The following is a 24,834-nucleotide window of genomic DNA, read 5'->3' as shown; positions in this document are numbered from 1 at the left end:
CGGCAGTGCCTGCTGACTACACCAACTAGAATGGCAGTTGGGGTAAAAAAATAACTGCCATTAACCATACTGATACTTCAGTTTGAAATTTTGATTTATATTAACTTTTGTTCATGTGGTGTGACACACGCTGAAAGTTGTGTGACAAATTACTCAAGTTATAAACCATCAGCGCCGTGAGGAGACGGCTCCGTAGCTTACGGACTCTTCTGGCGCGACTTCCGCTGCATCTTGCGCCGCGCTCAGATCACGGTCACGCACTTCCGGCATCAGGAATGCAGAAACCAGCCCAATCACGGAATAGGCCACCAGCATGGCGACAATCGGCCACCAGGAGCCGGTCATATTGCAGAAGATCCCGGCCAGCACTGGGCCAAACCCGACCGCCACCAGACCACCCGCCTCTTTTGAAATGGCCATACGGGTAAAGCGATTACGCGAACCAAACATCTCCGCCATGGTGATGTTTTCCAGTGCAAACAGCCCCAGAACGGCAAAATTATGGATAACGATGATCGAGAGCATAATCACGCCCGGCGCATAACTTTTATCAACGATGATCGACAGCATCGGGTACGCCAGAATAATGGCGGAGATATTCAGGATAATGTACGGCAGACGACGACCCACTTTATCCGACAGCCAACCTAACAGTGGGATGGTGATAAACCCGAGAATCGAACTGATCATCAGCGCATCAGTGGGAATCGCTTTATTAAACAGCAACGTCTGAACCAGATAACCGGCAAGGAACGTCTGAATCAGACCTGAGTTACCCGCCTGACCAAAACGCAAACCTGTTGCCAGCCAGAAGGATTTGCTCTTAAACATGGCACCTAAAGATGTATCGGGAACCACGGTCTCTGTATCGCTGACTTTCTCAAATACCGGGCTCTCTTTGAGATTCATCCGCAGCCAGATGGCGAAGATCATCACCACCACACTGGCAAGGAACGGTACGCGCCAGCCCCATGCGAGCAGCTGTTCACGATCGAGGGCAAAGAACATCACTGCCCAGATAGCCGTTGCGCTCAGCGTCCCGCAGTTGGTCCCCATCGCCACCAGCGAGGAGATAATGCCGCGTTTCCCTTTCGGGGCATATTCTGCCAGCATGGTCCCGGCTCCGGAGATCTCTGCCCCGGCACCCAGCCCCTGAATAATGCGCAGCGTCACTAACAGAACAGGTGCAAAAATCCCGATTTGCGCATAGGTCGGCAGGACACCGATGAGGGTGGTACAGATCCCCATCATCGTGATGGTGATGAACAACACTTTTTTACGGCCGATGCTGTCCCCCATTCTGCCAAAGATAAAGGCCCCGACGATGCGCGCAATATAGCCTGCACCGTAGGTTCCCATCGCCAGGATCAGCGCCATCGCAGCAGACTGTTCCGGGAAGAAGATCTCATGGAAGACCAGGGCGGCCCCAAGCGAGTAGAGCTGGAAATCCATAAACTCCAGAGCGGTGCCCAGCCAGCCGGAGACGGCGGCTTTCACCAGATCGGAGGTCGTTCTTTGAGGTTGTATTTGCGTCATAATGGCTATCTCTGAAAGGTAAGATGCGTACCACATAGAGCCTGTCTGCGCAGGCTCTTAACCGCGTGAATTATTATTTGTCGAATGTCAGCAAGACCTTGCAGCACTGCCGCTGATCTTTTTCAAACAGTTCGATGGCGTCTGTTACGTGGTGATAGTCAAAGGTGTGCGTAATCAATTTTTCAGGGTCGATAAGTCCCTTTTCCAGCCAGTCAATGACGACCGGGAATTTGTTGGCGTTCAGGCGTGAAGAGAAAATCGTCAGCTCTTTACCGGTGATGCCCTGCTGAGCAATCTGGCTTGGCTCGCTTGAGAAGCCCATCAGCACGATGCGCGCCGCCGGAGAGGCCAGCGTAATGGCCTCCTGCAAAATCGCCGGATGACAGGCGGCATCAATGATTAACGTCGGTTTGATGCCTTTTTCCTCCAGCGCGGCCTGCAACGACTGCTCGCCGTTATTCAACACCCAGTCCGCGCCGCTGCGCTGGGCCATTTTCAGGCGTTCATCGATGCGGTCAACCACGATAACCTGCTTCACCTTGTAGACGCCCTTCAGCGCCTGAACGGTGACCAGCCCCATCGGTCCTGCGCCGTATATCAGCGCAACGTCCTGCTCGGTGGGGTTGGCCTGCCCCGTCACGTTGGCGGCAATGGTGAAGGGTTCAACCATGACGGCGTGTTTATCCGGGATCGCGTCCGGGATAGGCCAGGCATTTTTAGCGGGCACTGCCGCATAGTCGCTGAATCCGCCGTCACGGTGAACCCCCAGCACCACCAGCGAGGTGCAGACGTTCGGTTTTCCGACGGAACACGGATAGCAGTGCCCGCAGCTGATCACCGGGTCAACCGAGACGCGCTGGCCCAGGCGCGAACTGTCGACGCCCTCGCCCACAGCATCAATGACGCCAAAAAACTCATGGCCGATCACTCGCGGATACTTCGCAAACGGGTTATGCCCCCGGTAAATATGGCTGTCTGAGCCACAAATCCCAGCCAGTTTAATGCTGACACGCACTTCTCCGGCAGCAGGTTCCGGGCGTGGACGCTCTTCAATCACCAGTTGGTTCGGCTGCTGAATCACTATGCTTTTCATCGTTCGCTCCTCACTTACCAGTTCCACAGCGTGCCGTCTTCAAGACGGGCCACCGGCAGATAGGCAGGATCGTACGGATACTTCGCTGCCAGCTTTTCATCAAATTCAATACCCAGGCCCGGCTTATCGCCCGGGTGCATATAACCGTTATCAAAGCGCCAGCTGTGCGGGAAGACCTCCAGCATCTGTTCGGAATAGCCCATATATTCCTGCACGCCAAAGTTCGGCACCCACAGGTCGAAATGCAGCGCGGCCGCATGGCACACGGGCGAGAGATCCGACGGGCCGTGTGAACCCGTGCGCACCTGGTAGAGCGAGGCAAAATCCGCGATGCGGCGCATCCCGGTGATCCCCCCCGCATGGGTAATGGTGGTACGGATATAGTCGATAAGCTGCTCCTCAATGAGCTGCTTGCAGTCCCAGATGCTGTTAAACACTTCACCCACCGCAATTGGCGTAACAGTGTGCTGGCGGATCAGGCGGAAGCACGCCTGATTTTCCGCAGGCGTGGGGTCTTCCATCCAGAACATACGGAATTCTTCGATGCTTTTGCCGAAACGCGCCGCTTCGATGGGCGTCAGACGATGGTGCATGTCGTGCAGAAGATGTTCATTGAAACCAAATTTACTGCGTACCGCATCAAACAGCTTTGGAGTGAAGTCGAGGTATTTTTCGGTGGACCAAAGCTGCTCTTCCGGCCAGTCTCCTTTCGTGGCAGGCTCATACGCCAGCCCTTTCCCTTTTGACATGCCGTAGGTGGTTTTCATGCCCGGTACGCCACACTGGACGCGGATCGCTTTAAAACCCATCTCTTTGTGACGGGCGTAATCTTCCAGCACGTCGTCAAGGGTGTGCCCGGTGGTGTGGCAATAAACCATCACCCCTTCCCGGGACGCGCCGCCCAACAGTTGGTAGAGCGGCATGTTCGCCGCTTTGGCTTTGATGTCCCACAATGCCATATCCACGGCAGAGATGGCCGACATGGTAACCGGGCCACGACGCCAGTAAGCACCTTTATAGAAAAACTGCCAGATATCTTCGATGCGGTGGGCATCACGACCAATCAACTGCGGGCAGAGGTGATCCTTCAGATAAGACGCTACGGAAAGTTCGCGCCCGTTCAGCGTGGCGTCGCCAAGACCGATAATCCCCTCGTCGGTAGTGATTTTAAGCGTGACAAAGTTCCGCCCCGGGCAGGTAACAAACACGTCAGCCGCGACAATCTTCATAATTCCTTTCCTTACATCGTTGGTTGTGATGTTGGAAATTTACTCAACTACACTACTACCATACAAGTATAATGATCATAAAATCAGCGAGCGGTCACAAAAACCAGGCGCTCAGGCTCGCCCCCATCCCGCAACAATAATCAGCATACCGCACAGGGCAATCAGCGCGCCGGCCCAGTCGTATGCGCTGAGTTTTACGCCATCCACCACGCGCAGCCACAGCAGTGCAGTACAGACATAGACTCCACCGTAAGCCGCATAGACACGACCGCTGGCTGCCGGGTGTAGCGTTAACAGCCAGACAAACAGCCCCAGCGCCACGCCGGCCGGGATGAGCAACAAGACCGTTCCGCCCTTCTTCAGCCAGAGCCAGGGCAAGAAGCAACCGATGATTTCGCAGAGCGCGGTGGCGAAAAAAAGGAGTGTGGTTTTGATCATATTTAACGTTGTATGAGGATTTATTTAGACATCATACCTGATGATGTCCTTTACTTTTCCATACCCTGGCTACGGGTATGACGTAATTTTACTTTGGTGTAGAATCTGAACGGGATAACGTGATTATCTGCACTCACTTAAAAGGAAACGCGATGACTACATTAAGCAAACGCCTTTGTCTGACAGCCCTGCTGGCGCTGTCATCGTTCGCCTTTGCCGCCTCAGCAACAGCGGAAACCAGTAAACTCGTTATTGAGTCTGGTGATAGCGCGCAGAGCCGCCAGAACGCCGCCATGGACAAAGAACAATGGAATGACACCCGCAACCTTCGTCAGAAGGTTAACAAACGTGCGGAAAAAGAGTGGGACAAAGAGGATGTCGCTTTTGACGCGCGTGATAAATGCCAGCAAAGTGCAAACGTTAATGCTTATTGGGAGCCAAATACCCTGCGCTGCCTGGATCGCCGTACTGGCCGCACGGTAGCGCCTTAATGTCAGCGCCCTGTGATATAAAACTCCGTCCGCTGGAGCGTGAAGACCTGCGCTTTGTCCACCAGCTCGATAACAACGCCAGCGTCATGCGCTACTGGTTCGAAGAGCCTTACGAGGCTTTTGTCGAGCTGTCCGATCTTTACGATAAGCACATACACGATCAGAGCGAACGTCGTTTTGTGGTGGAGTGTGAAGGTGAAAAAGCCGGGCTTGTTGAATTGGTTGAAATCAACCACGTTCACCGTCGGGCAGAGTTTCAGATTATTATTTCACCTGAGCATCAGGGGAAAGGTCTTGCTTCACGCGCGGCGAAGCTGGCGATGGATTACGGATTTAACGTCCTGAATCTCTACAAGCTTTACCTGATAGTCGATAAAGAGAACGAAAAAGCGATTCACATCTACCGCAAGCTGGGCTTTATGGTGGAAGGTGAGTTGATTCACGAATTCTTTATCAACGGTGAATACCGCAATACCATTCGCATGTGCATCTTCCAGCACCAGCACCTGGCCGGACACAAAACCTCCAGTGCCAGCCTGCTGAAACCTACCGCGCAGTAACCTGCGCGGCTTTATGCTCAGTAGTAGTCAATCGTGTTTTTGATCGTGTATTTGCGCTCAACGGCGGGTTTGACGCTATCGTCCGTTATTGTGAGATCGCAACTGACAGGATTATTATGACGATCGTAGTCGCAGCTCTGCTTCACGTTGCCCAACGGCTTGTCATTCAGCATGCTCACTGCTGAGTAATCCATTCTTTTGCGAATATCCTTAGACGGTGTCGACTGAACGGATAAATGCTGATCCCCGGAGACGGTGGTTTTACCCAGCGGGTAACCGTCCGCGTCGTAGCGATACTTCACCTCCATCTCTTTGCCGTGCGCCGCCACCACAAAACCGTTATCGTCGGTATCCCACGTCACCCCGGCTGATGGTAATTCCGCCAGCTGGCACTTTCCCTGCAGTTTCACTTTGCGCTGCTGAGTTTCCGCATCAAGGTAGTAGTTGGCATCCAGCACCAGCGCCACACCGGTGTTAGCCTCGAGGTCGTGCAATTCCAGGGTATCGAAACATCCCTCTGTCGACACGGTACCGGTGACCCGTTTAGACACTTCCCCTTTTTCGTTGAACAGCGTCTGGGTAAAGTCTTTGACCGGACCGCGCAGAGGGTCAAAATCAAACTCATTCGAAAAGCTCGCCATCTCGGGGGTAAACGACTGCGGCGCGGTGTTGTTATCACACCCCACCAGTGTCGCTGCCAGTAGCGTTATCGCTGCGTATTTATTCACATTCATTACCGTACAGAGAGATTATTCCCAATCATATTAGCAAATACAGTTGTTTACACGAAGCCTGCTAAAATTAATCTACACACAGAGATAAGGAGCTACAGATGAAACGGTTACCCTGGATTACCGCCCTGCTGTTAATGAGTGCTTCAACGGCCGCGCTGGCGGCACCGGATTCCTGCGAACGCGTGAAAAGCGACATTCAGCAGAAAATCATCAACAACAGCGTGCCGGAGTCAGGTTTTACCCTGAGCATTGTGCCAAACGACCAGGCTGACCAGCCGGGCACGCAGGTGGTGGGTCATTGCGCCAACGATACCTTTAAAATCTTGTACACCCGTACGGGCAACGGTGCTGCTGAAGCTCAGTAATTCACCCTCAATCCCCTTTGATTTGATGAGGATTAATATTTAATACCCCCAAATAAGTAACACTCACCCCATCATTAGCCCGGTTGTAATTACGGGAAAAATAATACGCAATTATAATGATGGGGTGAGCCATGTCCGATACTGAACATCACGGCGGAATTAGCCGTCGAACACTCGTGAAATCTACTGCCTTAGGTTCTCTGGCGCTTGCCGCCGGTGGTTTATCGTTGCCCTTTGGCGTGAAAAGCGCCGCCGCTGCGGTGCAAAACGCCATAAGCCCTGTGGAAGATAAAGTGGTCTGGGGCGCCTGTTCGGTCAACTGCGGTAGCCGCTGCGCATTGCGTCTGCATGTCCGTGACGACGAAGTGTACTGGGTCGAAACCGATAACACCGGTGAGGATATTTACGGTAATCACCAGGTTCGCGCCTGCCTGCGCGGGCGTTCTATTCGGCGTCGGATCAATCACCCTGACCGTCTGAACTACCCGATGAAACGCGTGGGCAAACGCGGTGAAGGCAAATTCGAGCGTATTTCGTGGGATGAAGCGCTGGATACGATCGCCCGCAACCTGAAAGGTGTGGTGGAAAAATACGGCAACGAGGCGGTTTACATTAACTACTCCTCCGGTATTGTTGGCGGCAATATCACCCGCTCCTCCCCCTATGCTTCTCTGGTCGCGCGCCTGATGAACTGTTACGGCGGTTTTCTGAGTCATTATGGCACCTACAGCACCGCGCAAATCGCCTGCGCGATGCCCTACACCTACGGCAGCAATGACGGCAACAGCACGTCTGACATCGAAAACACCAAACTGGTGGTGATGTTCGGCAATAATCCGGCGGAAACCCGCATGAGCGGCGGCGGAATTACGTATTACCTCGAGCAGGCTCGCGAGCGTTCCAACGCGCGCATGATCGTCATCGACCCGCGCTACACCGACACCGCAGCAGGACGTGAAGATGAATGGATCCCGATCCGTCCAGGCACCGATGCCGCACTGGTGGCAGGTATCGCCTGGGTATTAATCGACGAAAACCTGGTCGACCAGCCTTTCCTGGATAAATACTGCGTTGGCTACGACGAAAAAACGCTCCCGGAAGGCGCTCCCGCTAACGGTCACTACAAAGCGTATATTCTCGGCCAGGGTGACGACCAAACAGCCAAGACCCCGGAATGGGCCTCTCGCATTACGGGCATACCGGCCGATCGCATCATTAAGCTTGCGCGCGAAATTGGCTCCGCAAAACCGGCCTGTATCTGTCAGGGCTGGGGGCCACAACGTCAGGCTAACGGCGAGTTGACAGCCCGCGCCATCGCCATGTTACCGATTTTAACCGGAAACGTGGGGATCAACGGCGGTAACAGCGGCGCGCGTGAGTCGACGTATACCATCACCATCGAACGTATGCCGTTGCCGGATAACCCTGTAAAAACGCAAATCTCCTGCTTTAGCTGGACGGATGCCATCGCCCGTGGACCGGAAATGACCGCCCTGCGCGACGGCGTTCGCGGTAAAGATAAGCTTGATGTGCCCATCAAATTTATCTGGAACTATGCGGGCAACACCATCATCAACCAGCACTCGGATATCAACAAAACCCACGACATCCTGCAGGACGAAACCAGGTGCGAAACCATCGTGGTGATCGACAACTTCATGACGTCATCGGCGAAATACGCCGATATCCTGCTGCCGGATCTCATGACCGTCGAGCAGGAAGACATCATTCCCAATGATTACGCCGGGAACATGGGTTACCTGATTTTCCTTCAGCCCGTGACCGCACCGAAGTTTGAACGCAAGCCGATCTACTGGATCATGAGCGAAGTGGCTAAACGTCTTGGGGCTGATATTCATCAGAAATTCACCGAAGGCCGTACCCAGGAACAGTGGCTGCAGTATCTGTATGCCAAAATGCTCGAAAAAGATCTGCAGCTGCCGTCGTATGATGAACTGAAACAAATGGGCATCTATAAGCGCAAAGATCCCAATGGGCACTTTGTGGCTTATAAAAAATTCCGCGATAACCCGGAGGCTAACCCGCTGAAAACCCCTTCGGGTAAGATTGAGATTTACTCCAGCAAACTTGCAGAGATTGCGGCAACCTGGGAACTGGCCAAAGATGAAACCATCAGCCCTCTTCCGGTTTACGCTTCGACGTTTGACGGCTGGGATGCTCCCGAGCGCACCCAATTCCCGCTGCAGCTGTTCGGTTTCCATTTTAAAGCTCGCACTCATTCGAGCTATGGCAACGTCGACGTGCTGAAAGCGGCCTGTCGTCAGGAGGTCTGGATTAATCCTGTTGATGCTGAAAAACGTGGCATTAAAAACGGCGATACGGTGCGCGTCTTTAACGATCGCGGTGAGGTGAGAATTGAAGCGAAAGTCACACCGCGCATCATGCCCGGCGTGAGTGCCATGGGACAGGGAGCCTGGCACGACGCCAATATGAACGGCGATCGTATCGACCATGGCTCTTGTATCAACACACTGACGACCCATCGACCTTCTCCGCTGGCGAAAGGCAACCCGCAGCACACCAATCTGGTGCAGATCGAGAAGGTGTAGAGGGTGAAACGCAAGACCATGGTTTATTCTATGGTCAGTATTATAGGTTAACACAGTCGCGCGGACGTCATCCGCGCGAGCAAGGAAGGTTTAATGAAAGACATATCGCATCGTGAATCGTTAGCGTTTAGCGCCCGGGTACTGGGCGCGCTGTTTTATTTTTCTCCTGACAGCGAGCAGGCTGCACCGCTGGTGCAGGCCCTTTGCGCTGGTGAATGGGTTCAGGACTGGCCCCTGCCATCGGAAACGCTGCTGCCTGTTGCCGATACGTTTGCCTTATCTTCCGATGAGCCGCTGACGGACGCCTGGCAACGGCTGTTTATCGGCCCTTACGCCCTGCCCGCTCCGCCATGGGGTTCCGTCTGGCTCGACCGCGAATCCGTGCTGTTTGGCGACTCGACTCTCGCGCTGCGCCAGTGGATGCGGGAAAACAATATCGCCTTTGAGATGCAGCAGAACGAACCGGAAGATCATTTCGGTACCGTGCTGCTGCTTGCGGCGTGGCTGGCCGAGAATGGCCGCAAGGCGCAGTGCGATCAGCTTCTGGCCTGGCACCTGTTGCCGTGGAGCACCCGCTTCCTGTCGGTGTTTGTCGACAACGCCGGGCATCCGTTTTATACCGCGCTGGGCAAGCTCGCACAGTTGACGCTTGCGGACTGGCAATCAAGGCTAATTATTCCGGTGGCCGAAAAAACGCTCTACCGCTAAGGGCTTTGACTTGCTTATGGTTGAAGGGTTGGCTGTAGCTCCTGGCATTACCTGATAAAGCTGCACAGCAGCTACGGCTTTTTCAGAAATATAGTGATGTTTTGTTTGGTAACCAATACCTGGTATCAAGCGATAGCAATGCCGGTAACTGGGAACGAAGCGAGCGTTTATTGATATTTCTAAACGCTATTGCCAAAGCATGGATTGTCACCGAAGTCATTGTGCTGCTCAAGGAGCGGCAAAAAGCAGCATTTCCTTTGTATCTCAACTGGTATAGAGAACATCTTCCAGACTGGTTAGATGATGTCGTCAAAATGCTATGAATGAACAATGGCCCTGTTACAGACAATGATGTCCGCTTTGTGCGAGAAGCGGAAGTAGTTAATAATAGTCTATATGGATCGACGGGGAGCAGGTCAATACAGCAAATCAAAATTTGAAACTCAGATAGACTCGCCTTGTAAATGGAGTATTATCATGTTAATAGACGATATTTATTGCATATGTCAAATGCAAAACAATTAAAACTCAGTCAAGGACAAATAAATGTCTAAGTTTAGCAGTTATGAATATTCACCCTATGAGACACGAAAGATATTACGTACTAGGTTTACATCTAATCTGACTGTAACAAATACACATCCACGAGAAATCAACGAAGAGAATCTGGTAGATGATATTCTGGCAGTAGATTATCTGTCTAAAACGGACATAAAAGATAATGCATATTTAATCACTTCGAAGTCAGACTACGAAAACACTAAACAGCCACAACATATTGATATTTCGTTTGACGAATTGATTAGTCAAGGCTGGGTCAAGTTAGTATGGGGCAAGTTACGGAACATCGGAAATATCAGAAAAAATATCTATAGCGTTAAGGATGATAAATATTCAGCCATAAAATTACTGCTCCTCAGTCTTGGCAAAAAAACGTATACCATCGTCGCGGATGCAGATGGAGAAAACGAAAAGACTCAAGTATTTGATCATGACAACTTTAGCTGCCTTTCTCCCGCGTGGGTTGCCGCAAGATTATGGGAGATTACGCTTAACCAGTCTCAGAACAATGCTGATGCATTGAAAAAATGGCTTTCACTTTGGAGTTTATTAGATAACCCTCCGGTTGTATCCAGCATTGCTTGGCGTAAACAAGATGCTCAGACACTCATCCAGACTATCCTTGCAGAACTTAAGCAAGAAAAAGGGTTTACACGTTGGGATAACTGCATAGAAGTTCTGGAACGTGAATATACAATACTTAAAGAACTCACGTCGCACCCTGTTTATTACCATGTTAAAACACCTCCCTCGACGCTGGTCGGAAAAGCTATTTGGTCAGAGTCCAGAGAAGTGGAAGGTTACTTTTGGGAATCGTTTGATACTTATGGAGAAATGCATAATTTAATGCATCTGTTATTACTTCAGATAAACAATGATATCCACTGCAAAGTCCCTCATTATTTAATTGAACCTCTAATAGATATGTCTGCCGAGTACTGTGAAATGCTGTTTTCAATGTTGCTTCAGACGAAAAACATGCCCGCCCTATTGGTTGATATTTTGTTCTACCCGCCGAGCTCAGCTTTAGCTTATTTGCTCATCGCAAAATGGCCAATACACACTGGAGCATGGGATCGCAAACTCGTTGAGACTGATTTGCAGCACGCTCGTGAAGCGTGTATTGATGATGCATTAAGCATTCTGACAAGGCACGTATCACTCGGCAGTACTCCACCCTCAGAGATGGCTGACCTTTACAACTGGTTGATAGGTAACAACAGTGAAAAATATATTGATAACCTGAAAACAGTAGACTTAACCATAATAAATTTTAGAAAAGCATTAAGTCAGTTAGACAGGAATATCATATTTGCTATGATTTCGCATCTTTTGGAACATCATGAAATAGCAGGTATTTATTCTCCGGAATTCGCAACGCTGCTGGATTTATGCTCCACGGGGCAGCTTGAAGAAAAAATAGATGCGGGAAAAATTCTCAAACTTTACTCCGATTCATTGCTGAAAGATACAATCGGAAGATCTGTTCACAGGATAGGGAGCGACGAAGCTAACGCTCTTCATAAAATATTAAAGTCAAGCGAAGACACATATGAAGCTTTTCTGTATCCGTTTGATGTCACTGCTCTTATAAAAAAAATAAGCGAAGACGATAATATATACTCTGAAGTAGATAAAATTGCACATTCACTCAGAACTCATATTCGTATTTTATGCAGAGCGCTTTCGAAATCTGATACTCAGTCTAAAACACAAATAGTTAACTCATTGATAAAATATGTAAAATCTGGAGCTTTATTACATAAAGAAAAAGGACGAATAGATGCATTTTCCCCGCGTTTTGATCGTTATATATCTTCACCCTCATATATAACTATGGCTTTTGATCTTTCGATTGCGTTACACCTGATTAACGCTGAGCAGCAGAATTATCTGGTTAACGCAATATGTGAAACTGATGAACCTAGTATGTTAGCAACATTACTTCCAATTGTTCCTTTCTCCTTGCGGAGTAAGATAACCGAAAGAATCAATGAATTAACACCTGAAGATGCAGGTGAGATTTATTCCCTGACAGATATGCAGTCGAGGATAGATGAACTGCTTACAGCCGGTGCTGTTACAGCCGCAGAAGCTTATATAAAATCTGAACGAAATTTAAAAACACTGGGAAAAGTAAGAGGCAGAGAAATACTTCGTTTGCAGTACGATCTCCGATTGATGTTTTTAAAGAAAGAATGGGAGAAAATAATTAACCACCCGATACCTGGAGACATCACCCCGCATGAAAAAGATGAGGCAAGCGACGTTTTGGCTTACTTTCGCGCGCTCGCATTCCTATCTTGTGATACACCCAATCCGATATTTTCTCGCAATGAATTCGAAAGGTTGTTTAATAAACAGCCTTCGATTGCACGGGTGACAAACTGGCTTGCAGCAGAACTGCAAATATTAATTCAAGGCGACACATTCGAGCTACTTACAGGAGAAGCTTACAGTGCAGGAGTGGCCGCAGTTTCTAAGCTGGAAGCAATGTTATCCAAAGTAACGGAAGATAATAACAATGAGACATTAAAGTGTAACACAGCCCTGCTATACCTAGTACTCGGTGAGACAGAGAAAGCACTTAATATTCTATCTGGCTTTCAATTCATTATGCTGCAGGATACTGCTTCAGCATATAAGGCAGTATCCTATTACAGACTTGGCAGACTCCTAGAAGCAAACGCAGCGCTTGATACGGCAGAACATATTTTTGGTATCACTGGCGTATTGGCGGCTGCCAGAAATTATATAGCCAAGGGCTCTGTAGCGCTTTCTTTGCCTCAAGTCATTCTTACGGAAGATATTAATAAAGTGGTTTCTTCTGCAATTTTGAAATTCAAAGATATGAATCCTGATAACAAAGCGGAGATCTTAAAGCAGAAGAAGAACTCCTTTGCTGAGGTTTTAGTTGATCACGTAAGAGCAGCTTCTGCCTCGCTTATAGCATTAGTTCCAACAATGAAGCAAATAACAGTAGATGGTTGTGAGGATGATTTATCCGCTTTATTCAGGCATTTTTTATCCGGCCGGCTTGAGTTTTTAGGCTGGACCGTTACAGAACAATCACGTGGCGGATACAGTGGTAATCTCAACCCCGGAGAACGGGATTTGACTATTAGCTGGGGAAGCACCGAGCTGTCCGTCATTGAAGCTGTTATTTGTAGTAAACCTTTGACCCAAGATACTCAAAAAGCTGATTTGCTTAGCCATTTTCAGAAATTACTGGGATACACGCATAGCAGGGTTATGTTCCATATAACCTACGCTTACATTGAAGATAAAACTGGTATTTTGGAATTTCTGAAAACCAGCGCCGAAGAACATTCTCCTGATGGTTTTAATTTTATGGGTCTCGAAGATATACCTCATACTGATTCTCGCCCACCTGGGTTTATTGCATCCTACAGGGGAGATTTTGAAATCTTTCAGGTAGTGTTTTTGATACTGAATATGGGACAGCAAAGGCAAAAGCGTGCAGCAAAAACTGCTGCCGCAACAAAAAGAAGAAAAGCGCCAAAAAAAATTGAGGCCAAATAAGAATGTGCAGCTAATGTCACGGTTTTTTGGCATTAGCTCAGATTTACCATACATTAACCATGTGCTGGCTTTTGGGGAAGCCGGACTCGTTTCAGGGCGTGCTGCCCCTCAGCTGATAGAACGAGCGTATATTCGCATCTCCCATTCCAGGAATCATGCAGCTTTCACATCCATCGCCTACAAAAGGTAAGTAAACGGGTTCAGAGTAATTGGACTTGGAAGGACAGTTTTTAACAGGAATGCTAACTGTACTGCCCCCTGAAATTCGACTCCCTCCTTCCAAGCTGCCCATTCAAACTATTTTTTACACCATTGATGCCTGTAGTAGTTAATGTTGAGCAGGTCACTGTTAGCAATGTCCGTAGATCGCTCATCGCTGCCGGTCAGATAGCAGGGGAGCAAACTGCCATGGACAGAATCACCGCAAAATCCACCAGAACGAAAACGAATATCACCCCTACATTTAGTGGTGGCTACGTGAAGGTGGTTCATCTATTCTGCTTGTATCAGCGGGCAGGCCGGAGTCACTCTTTGTGGATAATCCCATCCTTCAGAAAACCATCATTATCTTTATTCTTATCTTGTGGGTAATCGATGAATTCAGGGCCAGGAAACGAAAATGTTCTGACCCCGCTATTGAAGCAGCTTATGCCAGAGAACGCCAGGAATGGCGCTATCTCAGATGGGGGTTCCGGACTATACAAGTGGCAGCGACAGTGTATATCTTCGTTCAGCTGATTCAGGTATTACTGAGATAAATGCCACAGGCAGGTACAACTGGACAAAAACATCTTACTGTCCAGTTGAGCCTCGGTGAACGCCGTTATGTAGGTCACCTGAGTGCCAGGAGCGGACATTTCACACTTCTGTTTATGTTGCCAAAATCGGTATGCCACTACGCCGGACTATCCAGCGGGTACGGGTTATTTCAATACATACTCGAACTTTTCTTCCCAATTTGAATTCAGGTCTTGCAGTTTTGCCCTCTCAAAAACCTTGATAATTTCGTCGAAATAACTGCCAAGATATATTCTGGATAAATCAGAGTTTAACCATATTATTTTTATCGGCCTTTCAACATCGGTGCTAAGGCGATCCCACAATGCATCGAGATTTTTACCATAGTAAGGCCCAAAGTCTAATGATGCAGACATAATGGAATGAAACTCTTTTTCAGATAGGACGTGCGCTCCATCCAAATACAATTCACCTACACTCATTTCCTGTTCACTCACTTTGACTTTCTACCCGTTAATTAATACACGACAATGCACGTAATGTCCGCCTTGATGGTTTCAACAATTACCAACTTCCGCTCTTCATTCAAAGCAGACCTTTGGCTCAGTTAGATCGACCGCTTCGTGCTGTGAGGCATCCCAGTCCCTGTAATGTCATACGAACAGCCTCATCAAGAGGGGTATGCGGCTCGGCACCTAAAAAAGTCACGAGCTTCGTATTGTCCAGGCGGACCGATTGACGCCACAGATACCGCATTTCCAGAAGTTCGCGCAAGGTTGCGTTGAAAGGTGCTGCCAGGTGCATAAACCACCACGGAAATGAGTGTATTTTGGCAACACCGCCATAGTGTGCGGTGATACGTTGTATCGCCCTGACCATTTGGCTGCCGTCGGGATCCCAATGTCCTTGCATATGGAATCGCGCAAATGGCTCAAGTTCTTCACGTCGCGCCAGCAATGCAGCAATAGTTTTCGCGATATCAGGTAAATAGGCCCACTGATGACCTGTTTCAGCCGTACCTGGATTAGAAATTACCTTTGGCAACGTGCCAGGCTTGATCAAACCTTGAGAAAACCAGCTATTACCAGCGTGTGGACCGAAAAAATCCCCCGCGCGGACGACCAGAACCCGTCCGCCACGCTGTGAATAGGCCTCAAGTTCTTTTTCCATTTGTACCCTGATCGCTCCTTTCCTTGTGACTGGCCTTTGCTGAGCATCTTCTCGTAACAGCGGGAAGGCATCAGGGCCATAGTTGTAAACGGTACCTGGAAGCACTATCAAGGATCCATTTCGTTCTGCTGCATTGATTGTGTTGCGCAGCATAGGCAATACAAGATGCTGCCAGTTTCGGTAGCCGGGTGGGTTGACGGCGTGAACGATCACAGAGCAGTCTTTCGCCGCAGAGGCGACGTGTTCTTTGTCGAGAGCATCGCCCGCTATCCACTGGATTTCACCATTAAGTTCGCTTCCATGGCTTCCTCGTTTTAATGCACGTACCTCCCATTTTTCCCGAAAGAGTTGTCGAGCAGTTTCACCACCAATACCGCCTGTAGCGCCTAGTATTAAGACCTTCCCTCTGGTTTCCATCGTATTTGCCTCTTTGCTGATTTTAGATTGACAGCATAAGTACAGGCAGAGCTAAATGGTATTGCATATCAATATAGGGCAGGTATACAAATTTGTATGAAGACATCTATTCCATGGGAGTGGTACCGAACATTTCTTGCGGTGCTCAGAGAAGGGTCTCTTTCCGGTGCATCCCGCATGCTTGGTATTACGCAACCAACGGCAGGTCGGCACATAGCTGCACTGGAATCTGCCCTCGGCCAGGTATTGTTCACGCGGTCGCAAACGGGATTGCTGGCAACTGAAACTGCGCAGGCGTTGAGGGAACATGCCGAAGCGATGGAGAGTACGGCTAACACGCTGGAGCGTACAGCGGCCAACGTTGGTGCTAGCAGCGCGTCCATTCGCGGTGTAGTACGTGTCTCTGCAAGTGAGATTATTGGTGTCGAGGTACTCCCGCCACTCATTGCGCAGCTCAGGGAATCCAACCCGCAAATCACGATTGAATTAGTGCTGTCCAATCGGGTTCAGGATTTACTGCATAGAGAAGCAGATATTGCGATACGCATGACGACGCCAATACAGGAGCAGCTTATTGCTCGTCGCGTTGGCAGCATTGAGCTCGGTCTACACGCGTCCACTGCTTATCTTGCCCGACATGGCGCGCCTGACAATACCGAAGATCTGTTGAAACACGCGCTGGTTGGTTTTGATCGGAATACGCCTTTCATCCGTAATGTATTGAAAAAATACCCGCAGCTAAATCGGGATCTCTTTTCTATACGCACTGACAGCGACGTGGCTCAGCTAAGCCTGATTCGCGCCGGTGCAGGCATTGGCATATGCCAGGTACAACTGGCCAATGGATATGTTCCGCTACAGCGGATACTTCCACATTTCTTTTCTTTATACCTTGATACATGGCTCGTTATGCACGAAGACCTGCGTAATAGTCGGTGCTGCAAATTAGTTTTCGATGTTCTGTCAAAGGGATTAGCGGAATATATCTACCCGAAGCGAACGTAAAAATGCCAAAATACATCACCCATGTAATGGCATGCCACCATATAGTTCGGCCTTAGATCGTCCTTAATCAGATTACACTGAGCGCTATCGTGCAAGAAATATTGACTCATGCACGCGTGTTTATCGGCGTTCTTCATATTTGCTGCGTTTATGCTGATAGAGTAACTCGTCGGCTTTCAGCATCGCGACATCCAGCGTGTCTCCAGGCCGCAACTGATATGCCCCCCAGGAAAATGCCACCAGTTTATCCGGGTCAATCGTGAGTAATTGCTTCTGCGCACGGGTAATAACTTCGCGGGATTTATTCAGCGTATAATCGATAAGAAGTAAACAGAACTCATCGCCCCCAAGCCTGATACCGTAGTCACTTTTACGAATGACATTGCCAAGAACCATCCCCAGCGTCTGTATCGCTTTATCCCCCATATGGTGACCGAGAGAATCATTGATTCTTTTGAGGCCATCACTGTCAATGGCGATGATCGTGACAGGGATAGCTCTGTCAACGAGTGAGCGGATTTTATGTTCCAGCTCAGGTGTAATGACTTTTCTGTTATACAGTCCGGTCATTGCGTCCGTCACATTATCCCTGGAAAGCAACGTTTGTCTGATTAACTGCTTATACGCATATCGGCATAATGCCCAGGTACCAAGGAGATAAAGCAGAAACAGCCATAAATTCGCAATAATGACGTAGAAAGCATCCAGTTTCACATGCAGAGTGTAATACTGGGTGAGTGAATCTTCATAACTGATCAAAGCAAAAGATTTGATATATGGCTTATGGAAAGCAATATGGATGCCGGTTCCATTATCAGTGACATATAAAGAAAGGAATCGCCATAACAACGGACGATCGACAGTATTAAACGAAACGACCAGATCGTCAACATTGATGTCTGTAATCAGAATGCCTTTTACTTTATCACCCAGAAATACCGGGGTAAGCATGCTAATAATATTATTGCGGGTGTAGCCATCCTGATAAATATGAGACAGCGTGGTTTCCCCCTTCAGTAGATCTTTAAGGGCATTATCATCAATCGAAATCGTGTGTGCGCTATGTGCAATATTGATGCTGCCATTATTACCCTCAAGCCAGTTACTGAAGGTATAGTTGTGGGTATTAACTAGCTGATTAATATAAATATAGTTATGAGCAAGATCGATATAGTATCTGATGTTCCTGAACGTATAGCCGGAATAATTTGAAAAGCTGTACTTCGACTGGGCTGCGCGATCAGCGGTGTGAATAACCGAAAGTGCGCCAATGTCTCCCGCCCACTCGTTACACGAGGTATTGCGGGTTTGCAGGGTACCTTCAAGGTTATTCCTGTTTTTCTTCAACAGATTGAATCCGTAAATATTACCCTCGGTTTCTAACTGCTGACATATTGATGCCCGTTCGCTATCGTCAGAGTCCGGATCGGCTATTCGACGATAAAACTCGCGCGAGAGCCGGGTGGCAATATTCTGGTTAATAGACTCTTCATGAAAAAGTGCCGATTTCCCATTTTCAGCAACGTACCCCAGATAGTTCTGTAAATCATGCACGTTACGAACAGCCAGCGCGGTAAACAGTGAGGTTGTGCAAACCACGATCAGAATAATCGCACTGATATATTTTTGTCTGGTCAAGATGGCTCATTCCCTGTTGTACCACCTAAAAATAATAGCAATTATAGCACTGGCATCTTAGCGGATGCTTGCTCAAGGAATAAATTTTCAATGCCACCCATAATGTCAATCTATTCCAGACAACCACCAAAGGTTACGATAGATTTAATTCCATAGATATCAAGTAGTTGCGTTGATATTTTATATGGCAAAAGTATAACAAATGCTGATACCGCATGAAATATATTAATATTGCCGGAATCTAATGCAATTCATAATGACCTTGATTATGGAATGAGATATAACGTGCCCCGAAGAAAATTAACATTTTCATAACGTAATTAAGGTTAAGCAAATGAAGCAAGTTGGTATTGTTGGCTGGCGAGGTATGGTCGGTTCTGTTTTGCTACAGCGAATGGTTGAAGAGAACGACTTCGACAATATTTCTGCACATTTTTTCAGCACCTCCAGTGCAGGTGCTGCTGGTCCTGTCATTAATGGTGTCAGCTACACGCTTAAAGATGCTAATTCCATTAGCGCCCTGGCCGATATGGATATCATCATAACCTGTCAAGGTGGGGATTATACCAAAGCCGTTTACCCGGCTTTGCTTAACCATGGCTGGCAAGGCTACTGGATTGACGCGGCCTCCGCGCTGCGGATGGATGAGAAAGCCTGCATTATTCTCGACCCCGTCAACCGCACAAATATTGCTCGAGCAATCAAAGAAGGTATTAAGCTTTTTGTCGGTGGAAACTGTTCCATTACGCTGAGTCTTATGGGCCTGGCTGGGTTGATAAAGGCTGACTTGATCGAATGGATGAGTGTGATGACCTATCAGTCCGCATCGGGTGCGGGTGCACAATATGTACGGGAATTAATCACACAAAGTGCTTACATAAGTAACCATTTATCTTCGGATGAGCTGGCGTCCTCAGGTTCAGTGCTTCCTTTAGTTAACAAGGTCAGTGAGTTGATTAACAGCGCTGATATGCCGACCCAGAACTTCGGTGCTCCTTTGATGGGCAGCATCATTCCCTGGATTGACAGCGATTTAGGCGATGGCAATAGCCGTGAAGAATGGAAAGGTGAGGCTGAAACGAACAAAATTTTAGGTCTGTCTCCCGGCACGATCCCGGTAAACGGCTTATGCATACGAGTCGGCGTAATCCGCTGCCACAGTGCTGCTATAACCCTTAAGCTCAAGCGTGAAGTCCCCGAAGAGGAATTTGCAGAATTAGTGATGAATTCCCACCCTTGGGTTAACTATGTGCCCAATAACAAGGCTGAGAGTATCAGCACACTAACACCGGCATATATCAGCGGTTCGCTTAAGGTGGGTATTGGCCGTTACAAAAAAATGTCGCTAAACAATGAACCTATCTACTCGGTCCTGACGGTAGGCGATCAGCTATTGTGGGGAGCAGCGGAACCATTGCGTCGCATGTTGAATATTCTGCTTGGTAAAGTGTAAATCATAATATTCCGACAAAACACCTACTTAGTAGGTGTTTGCGGAACTTACTTTAGCGATTTCGTTTCACCTCGTATTGCAGGCACACTCCCCCCGACGGGAAAATATGACTCTTCACCAACATGAGTGAGGTTCTGTCTTGTATATTTTTGAACAAGGGAATGCCTTGCCCCAGCAGAACGGGATTGACGAATAGCCAATATTCATCGATGAGGTTTTCCGCCATTAGCGCGTGAGTCGCTGAGGGGCTACCAAACAATAAGATTTCGCTGCCCGCGTTTTGCTTGAGCTTATTGATTTCGTCGCTTAAGTTGCTACTGATAATTTGCGTATTAGGGTGATTTTTTTCCAACAGCGTTTTCGACAACACCACTTTTTTGGCAGATTTATACCAACGCGAATGCGCAAGGTCATGCGGGCTGGCGTCAGGCTTATCGGCAGCAGTGGGCCAGTATGATTCCATCATCTGGTAGGTGGTACGCCCATATAGGGCGGTGTCGGTCTGCTGAATCCGCTTCTCCACGTATTCAAACAAATCGGGGCTTATGCAAATCCAGTCCAGACTCGCCTGCCCCTCAGCGTTAGATGCGACAAAACCATCCAGCGACACATGAACAAACGAAACGATTTTTCTCATGGTTTTCTCTCTGATTAAGTGTTGATTAAGTAGCCTTTGGTTTGTCCATTCACCACCGATGACGCTCAAGTTGTATCGGATCGCGATGAACAAAAGCGTGAAGCGGTGAAAAAAATAGGATGTTCGATCACGAATGCCGCAGATTGCTTCAAAAAAATGACCGTATTTGTTATATTGTTGCTCATTGATTATTCACCTCTGCGGTGCCAAAAAGAATAAGATTCACCGCAACCCAGGAAAGAGAAATGTTAGATTACCGCTTCCCGACAGCTTTGCAGATGGTTCTCAGCGTAGCGATGGCGGAGCAATTGGGTGAACGTTCGACGAGTGCCATTCTGGCCTACGGCCTGGAAGCCAACCCGAGCTTTATCCGCAAATTGATGGTTCCGCTCACGCGTGATGGCATTATTGTCTCAACGCTTGGCCGTAACGGCTCTATTCATCTTGGTCGCCCGCCGGAAGAGATCACCCTGCGCGACATCTACCTTTCGGTCATCGAAGATAAAAAGCTATGGGCGTCGCGTCCAGACGTACCGGCTCGCTGCGTAGTCAGCGCTAACGCCTGCTGGTATTTCAAGTCAATTTCCGAAGAAGCGGAGCAAGCTTCGTTAGCGGTATTAGCACGCCACACTGTGGCAAGCGCGCTGGAAGAGGTCAAAAAAGCCGATACCAGCGGGTGCGATCCGGTGCCTGAACTTATCGCCCTGTATAAAAAAGCCCATTAATTTTTACGAAAAAAAACCGCCTTCACAGTGAAGGCGGTTTTTTATTATCTGCAATGTCCTTACGCAGGCAGCACTTCCCTTTCCACTTTACCGCGCGTCACGAGTTTACGCAGCGTCACGTAGAACACCGGTGTCAGGAACAGACCAAACAGGGTCACGCCCAGCATCCCGGAGAAGACGGTGATCCCGGTGACGCCGCGCACTTCCGCACCCGCACCGTGACCGAGTATCAGCGGAATTGTCCCGGCAATAAAGGCGATGGAGGTCATCACAATCGGACGTAAACGCAGACGACAGGCCTCCAGCGCCGCTTCCATAATGCCTTTGCCCTGAATTTCCAGCTCGCGGGCAAACTCCACGATAAGAATCGCGTTTTTACAGGCCAGCCCCATCAGAACCACCAGCCCCACCTGCACGAAGACGTTGTTATCGCCCCCGGTCAGCCAGACGCCAAACAGCGCGGAGAGCATTGTCATCGGCACGATAAGGATCACCGCCAGCGGCAGCGTCCAGCTTTCATACAGCGCCGCCAGCACCAGGAACGCCAGCAGCACCGCGACCGGGAAGACGATCAGCGCCGTATTGCCCTGGGTGGCCTGCTGGAAGCTCAGATCCGTCCACTCAATATTCATCCCGTTCGGCAGGATCTGCTTAGACATCGCGTCCAGCTGCGTCATCGCCTGCGCTGATGAGAGCACGCGCGGGTCGGCATCGCCAATCAGGTCCGCCGCCGGATAACCATTGTAACGAATCACCGGATCCGGCCCGTAGGTGGTCGTGATTTTCACCATACTGCCAATCGGCACCATTTCGCCCTGGCTGTTACGGGTGCGCAGATTAGCAATATCTTCCACGCTGTCGCGGAACTGCCCATCGGCCTGCGCCATCACGCGCCAGGTACGCCCGAACTGGTTGAAGTCATTAACGTACGACGAGCCCAGATAGGTTTGCAGCGTACCGAAAAGATCGGTCAGCAACACGCCCTGCGCTTTCGCCTTATCGCGGTCAACCTGCACGTCCAGCTGCGGCACGTTAGCCTGGTACGTTGAGATCGGGAAATGCATCCCCGGCGTTTGCATAATCGCACCGGACATGGTGTTCACCGCGTTTTGCAGCGCGCCATAGCCCAGACCACCGCGATCCTGGATGTACAGCGAATAGCCCGACCCCTGACCCAGACCTAAAATCGGCGGTGGCAGGATGGAGAAGCCAAAGCCTTCCTGGATTTGCGCGATTTTTGCGTTGATCTCAGCGTTAATTTCCGCCGCAGTATGTTTGCGCTGGTCGAACGGTTTCAGGCCAAAGAAGACCGTCCCGGTATTCGGCGTGTTGGTGAACTGCAGCGCATTCAGCCCCGGAAACGCGACCGCATAGTCCACACCTTCGGTATTCATCCCGATTTCGCTCATTTTGCGGATCACCGCATCGGTGCGCGCCAGCGACGAACCTTCCGGCATTTTCACGCCGCCAATCAGGTACAGCTTGTCCTGCGTCGGAATAAAGCCGCCGGGCACCGCTTTAAACATCACGCCCGCCGCACAGAGCAGCAGCAGATACACCGCAAATACCGCACCGCGTCGTCCGAGCGTTTTTCCCACCAGCCCCTGATAACCGTTCGAGCTGCGGTGGAAAAAGCGGTTAAACGGACGGAAAATCCAGCCGAACAGACGGTCAATCAGCCGGGTAGGAATGTCTTTCGGTGCGCCGTGCGGTTTTAACAGCAGTGCCGCCAGTGCCGGAGAAAGCGTCAGCGAGTTGATGGCGGAAATCACCGTCGAAATCGCGATCGTCACCGCAAACTGCTTATAGAACTGCCCGGTGACGCCCGAGAGAAATGCCATCGGCACAAACACCGCACACAACACCAGCGCAATCGCGATAATCGGCCCCGAAACCTCACGCATCGCCTGATGCGCCGCCGCAAGCGGAGCAAGCCCCTCTTCGATATTTCGCTCGACGTTTTCCACCACCACGATGGCATCGTCCACCACGATACCGATAGCCAGTACCAGCCCGAACAGGCTCAGGGTGTTAAGTGAAAAGCCCAGCAGGTAGAGAATGCTGAACGTCCCCACGACAGAGACCGGCACCGCGATCAACGGAATGATCGACGCGCGCCAGGTTTGCAGGAACAGAATCACCACCAGCACCACCAGCACCACCGCTTCCAGCAGCGTTTGTACGACAGCACGGATCGAATCGCGCACAAAGACCGTCGGATCGTAAGGAGCCGCCCACTTCATGTCTGCCGGGAAACGCGTGGAGAGTTCGTCCATTTTCGCGCGCACAGCGTTAGACAAATCAATGGCGTTCGCCCCCGGAGACTGGAAGATACCAATCCCGACCGCGTCTTTATTGTTAAGCTGGGAACGCAGCGCATAGCTGCCGGAACCCATTTCGATACGCGCCACGTCGCGCAGGCGGACAACCGTACCGTCCTGCGTCGTTTTCAGGACAATATTGCCAAACTCGTCTTCAGTATGCAGACGCCCCTGGGCGTTAATGGAGATCAGGAAATCACTCTCTTTCGGCAGCGGCTCGGCACCCAGTTGCCCGGCGGACACCTGAACGTTCTGCTCCTGCATCGCCGTGACCACGTCCGATGCGGTCAGCCCGCGGGCTGCCACCTTGTTAGGATCCAGCCAGACGCGCATCGCGTATTCGCCTGAGCCGAAAATCTGAATCTGGCCGACGCCGGGCAGACGCGCCAGCTCGTCCTTCACCTTCAGCGTGGCGTAGTTACGCATATACAGGGAGTCGTATTTCCCGTTGGGCGAAAACAGATGCACCACCAGCGTGAGCGTTGGCGACTGTTTCTGGGTGGTAATCCCCAAACGCCGCACGTCTTCCGGCAGGCGCGCCTCGGCCTGCGCGACGCGGTTTTGCACCTGTACCTGCGCCTGATCCGGGTCGGTTCCCGGACGGAAGGTGACGGTGGTCACCAGTACGCCGTCCGAGCCCGCAACGGACTTCATGTACATCATGTTTTCAACGCCGTTGATCGCCTCTTCCAGCGGCGTCGCCACGGTCTCGGCAATCACTTTCGGGTTGGCGCCCGGGTATTCCGCGCGCACCTGCACGCTTGGCGGCACAACGTCAGGATATTCGCTCACCGGCAACAGCGGGATGGCGATCAATCCTGTGATAAAAATCAGAATCGACAGGACGGCGGCAAAAATAGGCCTGTCGATGAAAAAACGGGAAAAGTCCATGGGTCGGATTC

At 50.0% G+C, this 24,834-nt stretch carries 20 protein-coding genes and 1 pseudogene; 11 read left to right on the top strand and 10 right to left on the bottom strand.

The window, feature by feature from the left end:
• Positions 1–168: 168 nt before the first annotated feature.
• From JGF26_RS15920 to JGF26_RS15905, 4 genes are all read right to left on the bottom strand, one after another.
• Positions 169–1,536 (bottom strand): MFS transporter, encoded by a 1,368-nt coding sequence (locus JGF26_RS15920; protein ID WP_134708354.1) that lies wholly within the window; start codon positions 1,534–1,536, stop codon positions 169–171.
• A 73-nt stretch (positions 1,537–1,609) separates the two neighbouring features.
• Entirely contained in the window at positions 1,610–2,629 is a 1,020-nt protein-coding gene (locus tag JGF26_RS15915; RefSeq protein WP_028017570.1) for a Zn-dependent oxidoreductase, read from the bottom strand.
• 14 nt (positions 2,630–2,643) lie between these two features.
• On the bottom strand, positions 2,644–3,858 hold the full coding sequence (gene manD, locus JGF26_RS15910) for a D-mannonate dehydratase ManD (protein ID WP_108090004.1): 1,215 nt from the start codon (positions 3,856–3,858) through the stop codon (positions 2,644–2,646).
• A 111-nt stretch (positions 3,859–3,969) separates the two neighbouring features.
• Positions 3,970–4,296: a YnfA family protein gene (locus tag JGF26_RS15905; RefSeq protein ID WP_134708353.1), complete on the bottom strand. Its 327-nt coding sequence runs from the start codon at positions 4,294–4,296 to the stop codon at positions 3,970–3,972.
• A 152-nt stretch (positions 4,297–4,448) separates the two neighbouring features.
• Between JGF26_RS15905 and JGF26_RS15900 the strand changes: the two genes are divergently transcribed.
• Both JGF26_RS15900 and speG read left to right on the top strand, forming a co-directional pair.
• Complete coding sequence (locus JGF26_RS15900) at positions 4,449–4,787, top strand: DUF1283 family protein (RefSeq protein ID WP_028017573.1); 339 nt, start codon at positions 4,449–4,451, stop codon at positions 4,785–4,787.
• Positions 4,787–5,347, top strand: a complete 561-nt coding sequence (gene speG, locus JGF26_RS15895; RefSeq protein WP_028017574.1) for a spermidine N1-acetyltransferase — start codon at positions 4,787–4,789, stop codon at positions 5,345–5,347. Before JGF26_RS15900 ends, speG begins: the two co-directional genes overlap by 1 nt.
• Positions 5,348–5,364: 17 nt before the next feature.
• Here the strand turns inward: speG and JGF26_RS15890 are convergent, their stop codons facing one another.
• Complete coding sequence (locus tag JGF26_RS15890) at positions 5,365–6,081, bottom strand: YnfC family lipoprotein (protein ID WP_167587209.1); 717 nt, start codon at positions 6,079–6,081, stop codon at positions 5,365–5,367.
• Between the two features lie 98 nt (positions 6,082–6,179).
• Here JGF26_RS15890 and JGF26_RS15885 point away from each other — a divergent pair, with 98 nt between their 5' ends.
• From JGF26_RS15885 to JGF26_RS22445, 6 genes and pseudogenes are all read left to right on the top strand, one after another.
• Complete coding sequence (locus JGF26_RS15885; RefSeq protein ID WP_134708351.1) at positions 6,180–6,446, top strand: DUF1161 domain-containing protein; 267 nt, start codon at positions 6,180–6,182, stop codon at positions 6,444–6,446.
• 131 nt (positions 6,447–6,577) lie between these two features.
• Positions 6,578–9,016, top strand: a complete 2,439-nt coding sequence (gene ynfE, locus JGF26_RS15880; protein WP_134708350.1) for a selenate/tellurate reductase subunit YnfE — start codon at positions 6,578–6,580, stop codon at positions 9,014–9,016.
• Between the two features lie 93 nt (positions 9,017–9,109).
• Positions 9,110–9,724 carry a Tat proofreading chaperone DmsD gene (gene dmsD, locus JGF26_RS15875; protein ID WP_028017577.1) on the top strand — a complete coding sequence of 205 codons (615 nt, stop codon included), beginning with the start codon at positions 9,110–9,112 and terminating at the stop codon, positions 9,722–9,724.
• A 32-nt stretch (positions 9,725–9,756) separates the two neighbouring features.
• A pseudogene (locus JGF26_RS15870) lies at positions 9,757–10,047 on the top strand (aminoglycoside phosphotransferase); the annotation flags it as partial.
• A gap of 223 nt (positions 10,048–10,270) precedes the next feature.
• On the top strand, positions 10,271–13,828 hold the full coding sequence (locus JGF26_RS15865) for a hypothetical protein (RefSeq protein ID WP_134708349.1): 3,558 nt from the start codon (positions 10,271–10,273) through the stop codon (positions 13,826–13,828).
• A gap of 533 nt (positions 13,829–14,361) precedes the next feature.
• Entirely contained in the window at positions 14,362–14,586 is a 225-nt protein-coding gene (locus JGF26_RS22445; protein WP_134708348.1) for a hypothetical protein, read from the top strand.
• Positions 14,587–14,751: 165 nt separating this feature from the next.
• Here JGF26_RS22445 and JGF26_RS15860 read toward each other — a convergent pair whose 3' ends face one another.
• Both JGF26_RS15860 and JGF26_RS15855 read right to left on the bottom strand, forming a co-directional pair.
• Positions 14,752–15,063: a barstar family protein gene (locus tag JGF26_RS15860; RefSeq protein ID WP_240739566.1), complete on the bottom strand. Its 312-nt coding sequence runs from the start codon at positions 15,061–15,063 to the stop codon at positions 14,752–14,754.
• A 106-nt stretch (positions 15,064–15,169) separates the two neighbouring features.
• On the bottom strand, positions 15,170–16,153 hold the full coding sequence (locus JGF26_RS15855; protein ID WP_134708347.1) for an NAD-dependent epimerase/dehydratase family protein: 984 nt from the start codon (positions 16,151–16,153) through the stop codon (positions 15,170–15,172).
• A gap of 96 nt (positions 16,154–16,249) precedes the next feature.
• On the opposite strand from JGF26_RS15855, the gene JGF26_RS15850 reads away from it, so the two are divergent.
• A complete protein-coding gene (locus JGF26_RS15850; protein WP_134708346.1) occupies positions 16,250–17,158 on the top strand; it encodes a LysR family transcriptional regulator in 909 nt (302 codons plus the stop codon).
• Positions 17,159–17,278: 120 nt separating this feature from the next.
• On the opposite strand, the gene dgcJ is transcribed toward JGF26_RS15850, so the two are convergent.
• Positions 17,279–18,796: a diguanylate cyclase DgcJ gene (gene dgcJ / locus JGF26_RS15845; protein ID WP_238934272.1), complete on the bottom strand. Its 1,518-nt coding sequence runs from the start codon at positions 18,794–18,796 to the stop codon at positions 17,279–17,281.
• A 334-nt stretch (positions 18,797–19,130) separates the two neighbouring features.
• Between dgcJ and asd the strand changes: the two genes are divergently transcribed.
• Entirely contained in the window at positions 19,131–20,249 is a 1,119-nt protein-coding gene (asd, locus tag JGF26_RS15840) for an aspartate-semialdehyde dehydrogenase (RefSeq protein WP_108090016.1), read from the top strand.
• A gap of 52 nt (positions 20,250–20,301) precedes the next feature.
• Here asd and JGF26_RS15835 read toward each other — a convergent pair whose 3' ends face one another.
• On the bottom strand, positions 20,302–20,886 hold the full coding sequence (locus JGF26_RS15835; protein WP_134708345.1) for a dihydrofolate reductase family protein: 585 nt from the start codon (positions 20,884–20,886) through the stop codon (positions 20,302–20,304).
• A gap of 245 nt (positions 20,887–21,131) precedes the next feature.
• On the opposite strand from JGF26_RS15835, the gene JGF26_RS15830 reads away from it, so the two are divergent.
• Positions 21,132–21,611, top strand: a complete 480-nt coding sequence (locus JGF26_RS15830) for an Rrf2 family transcriptional regulator (protein ID WP_028017381.1) — start codon at positions 21,132–21,134, stop codon at positions 21,609–21,611.
• Between the two features lie 59 nt (positions 21,612–21,670).
• On the opposite strand, the gene oqxB is transcribed toward JGF26_RS15830, so the two are convergent.
• The gene (gene oqxB, locus JGF26_RS15825; RefSeq protein ID WP_134708344.1) at positions 21,671–24,823 is read right to left on the bottom strand and encodes a multidrug efflux RND transporter permease subunit OqxB; all 3,153 of its coding nucleotides are present in this window, start codon (positions 24,821–24,823) and stop codon (positions 21,671–21,673) included.
• Positions 24,824–24,834: the final 11 nt, after the last annotated feature.

It is taken from the genome of Enterobacter sp. E1 (genome assembly GCF_016809815.1).
Taxonomy (GTDB): Bacteria; Pseudomonadota; Gammaproteobacteria; order Enterobacterales; family Enterobacteriaceae; genus Enterobacter; species Enterobacter adelaidei.
Note: the sequence above shows the minus strand (reverse complement) of the source record. Positions and strands in the feature narration are given on the sequence as shown.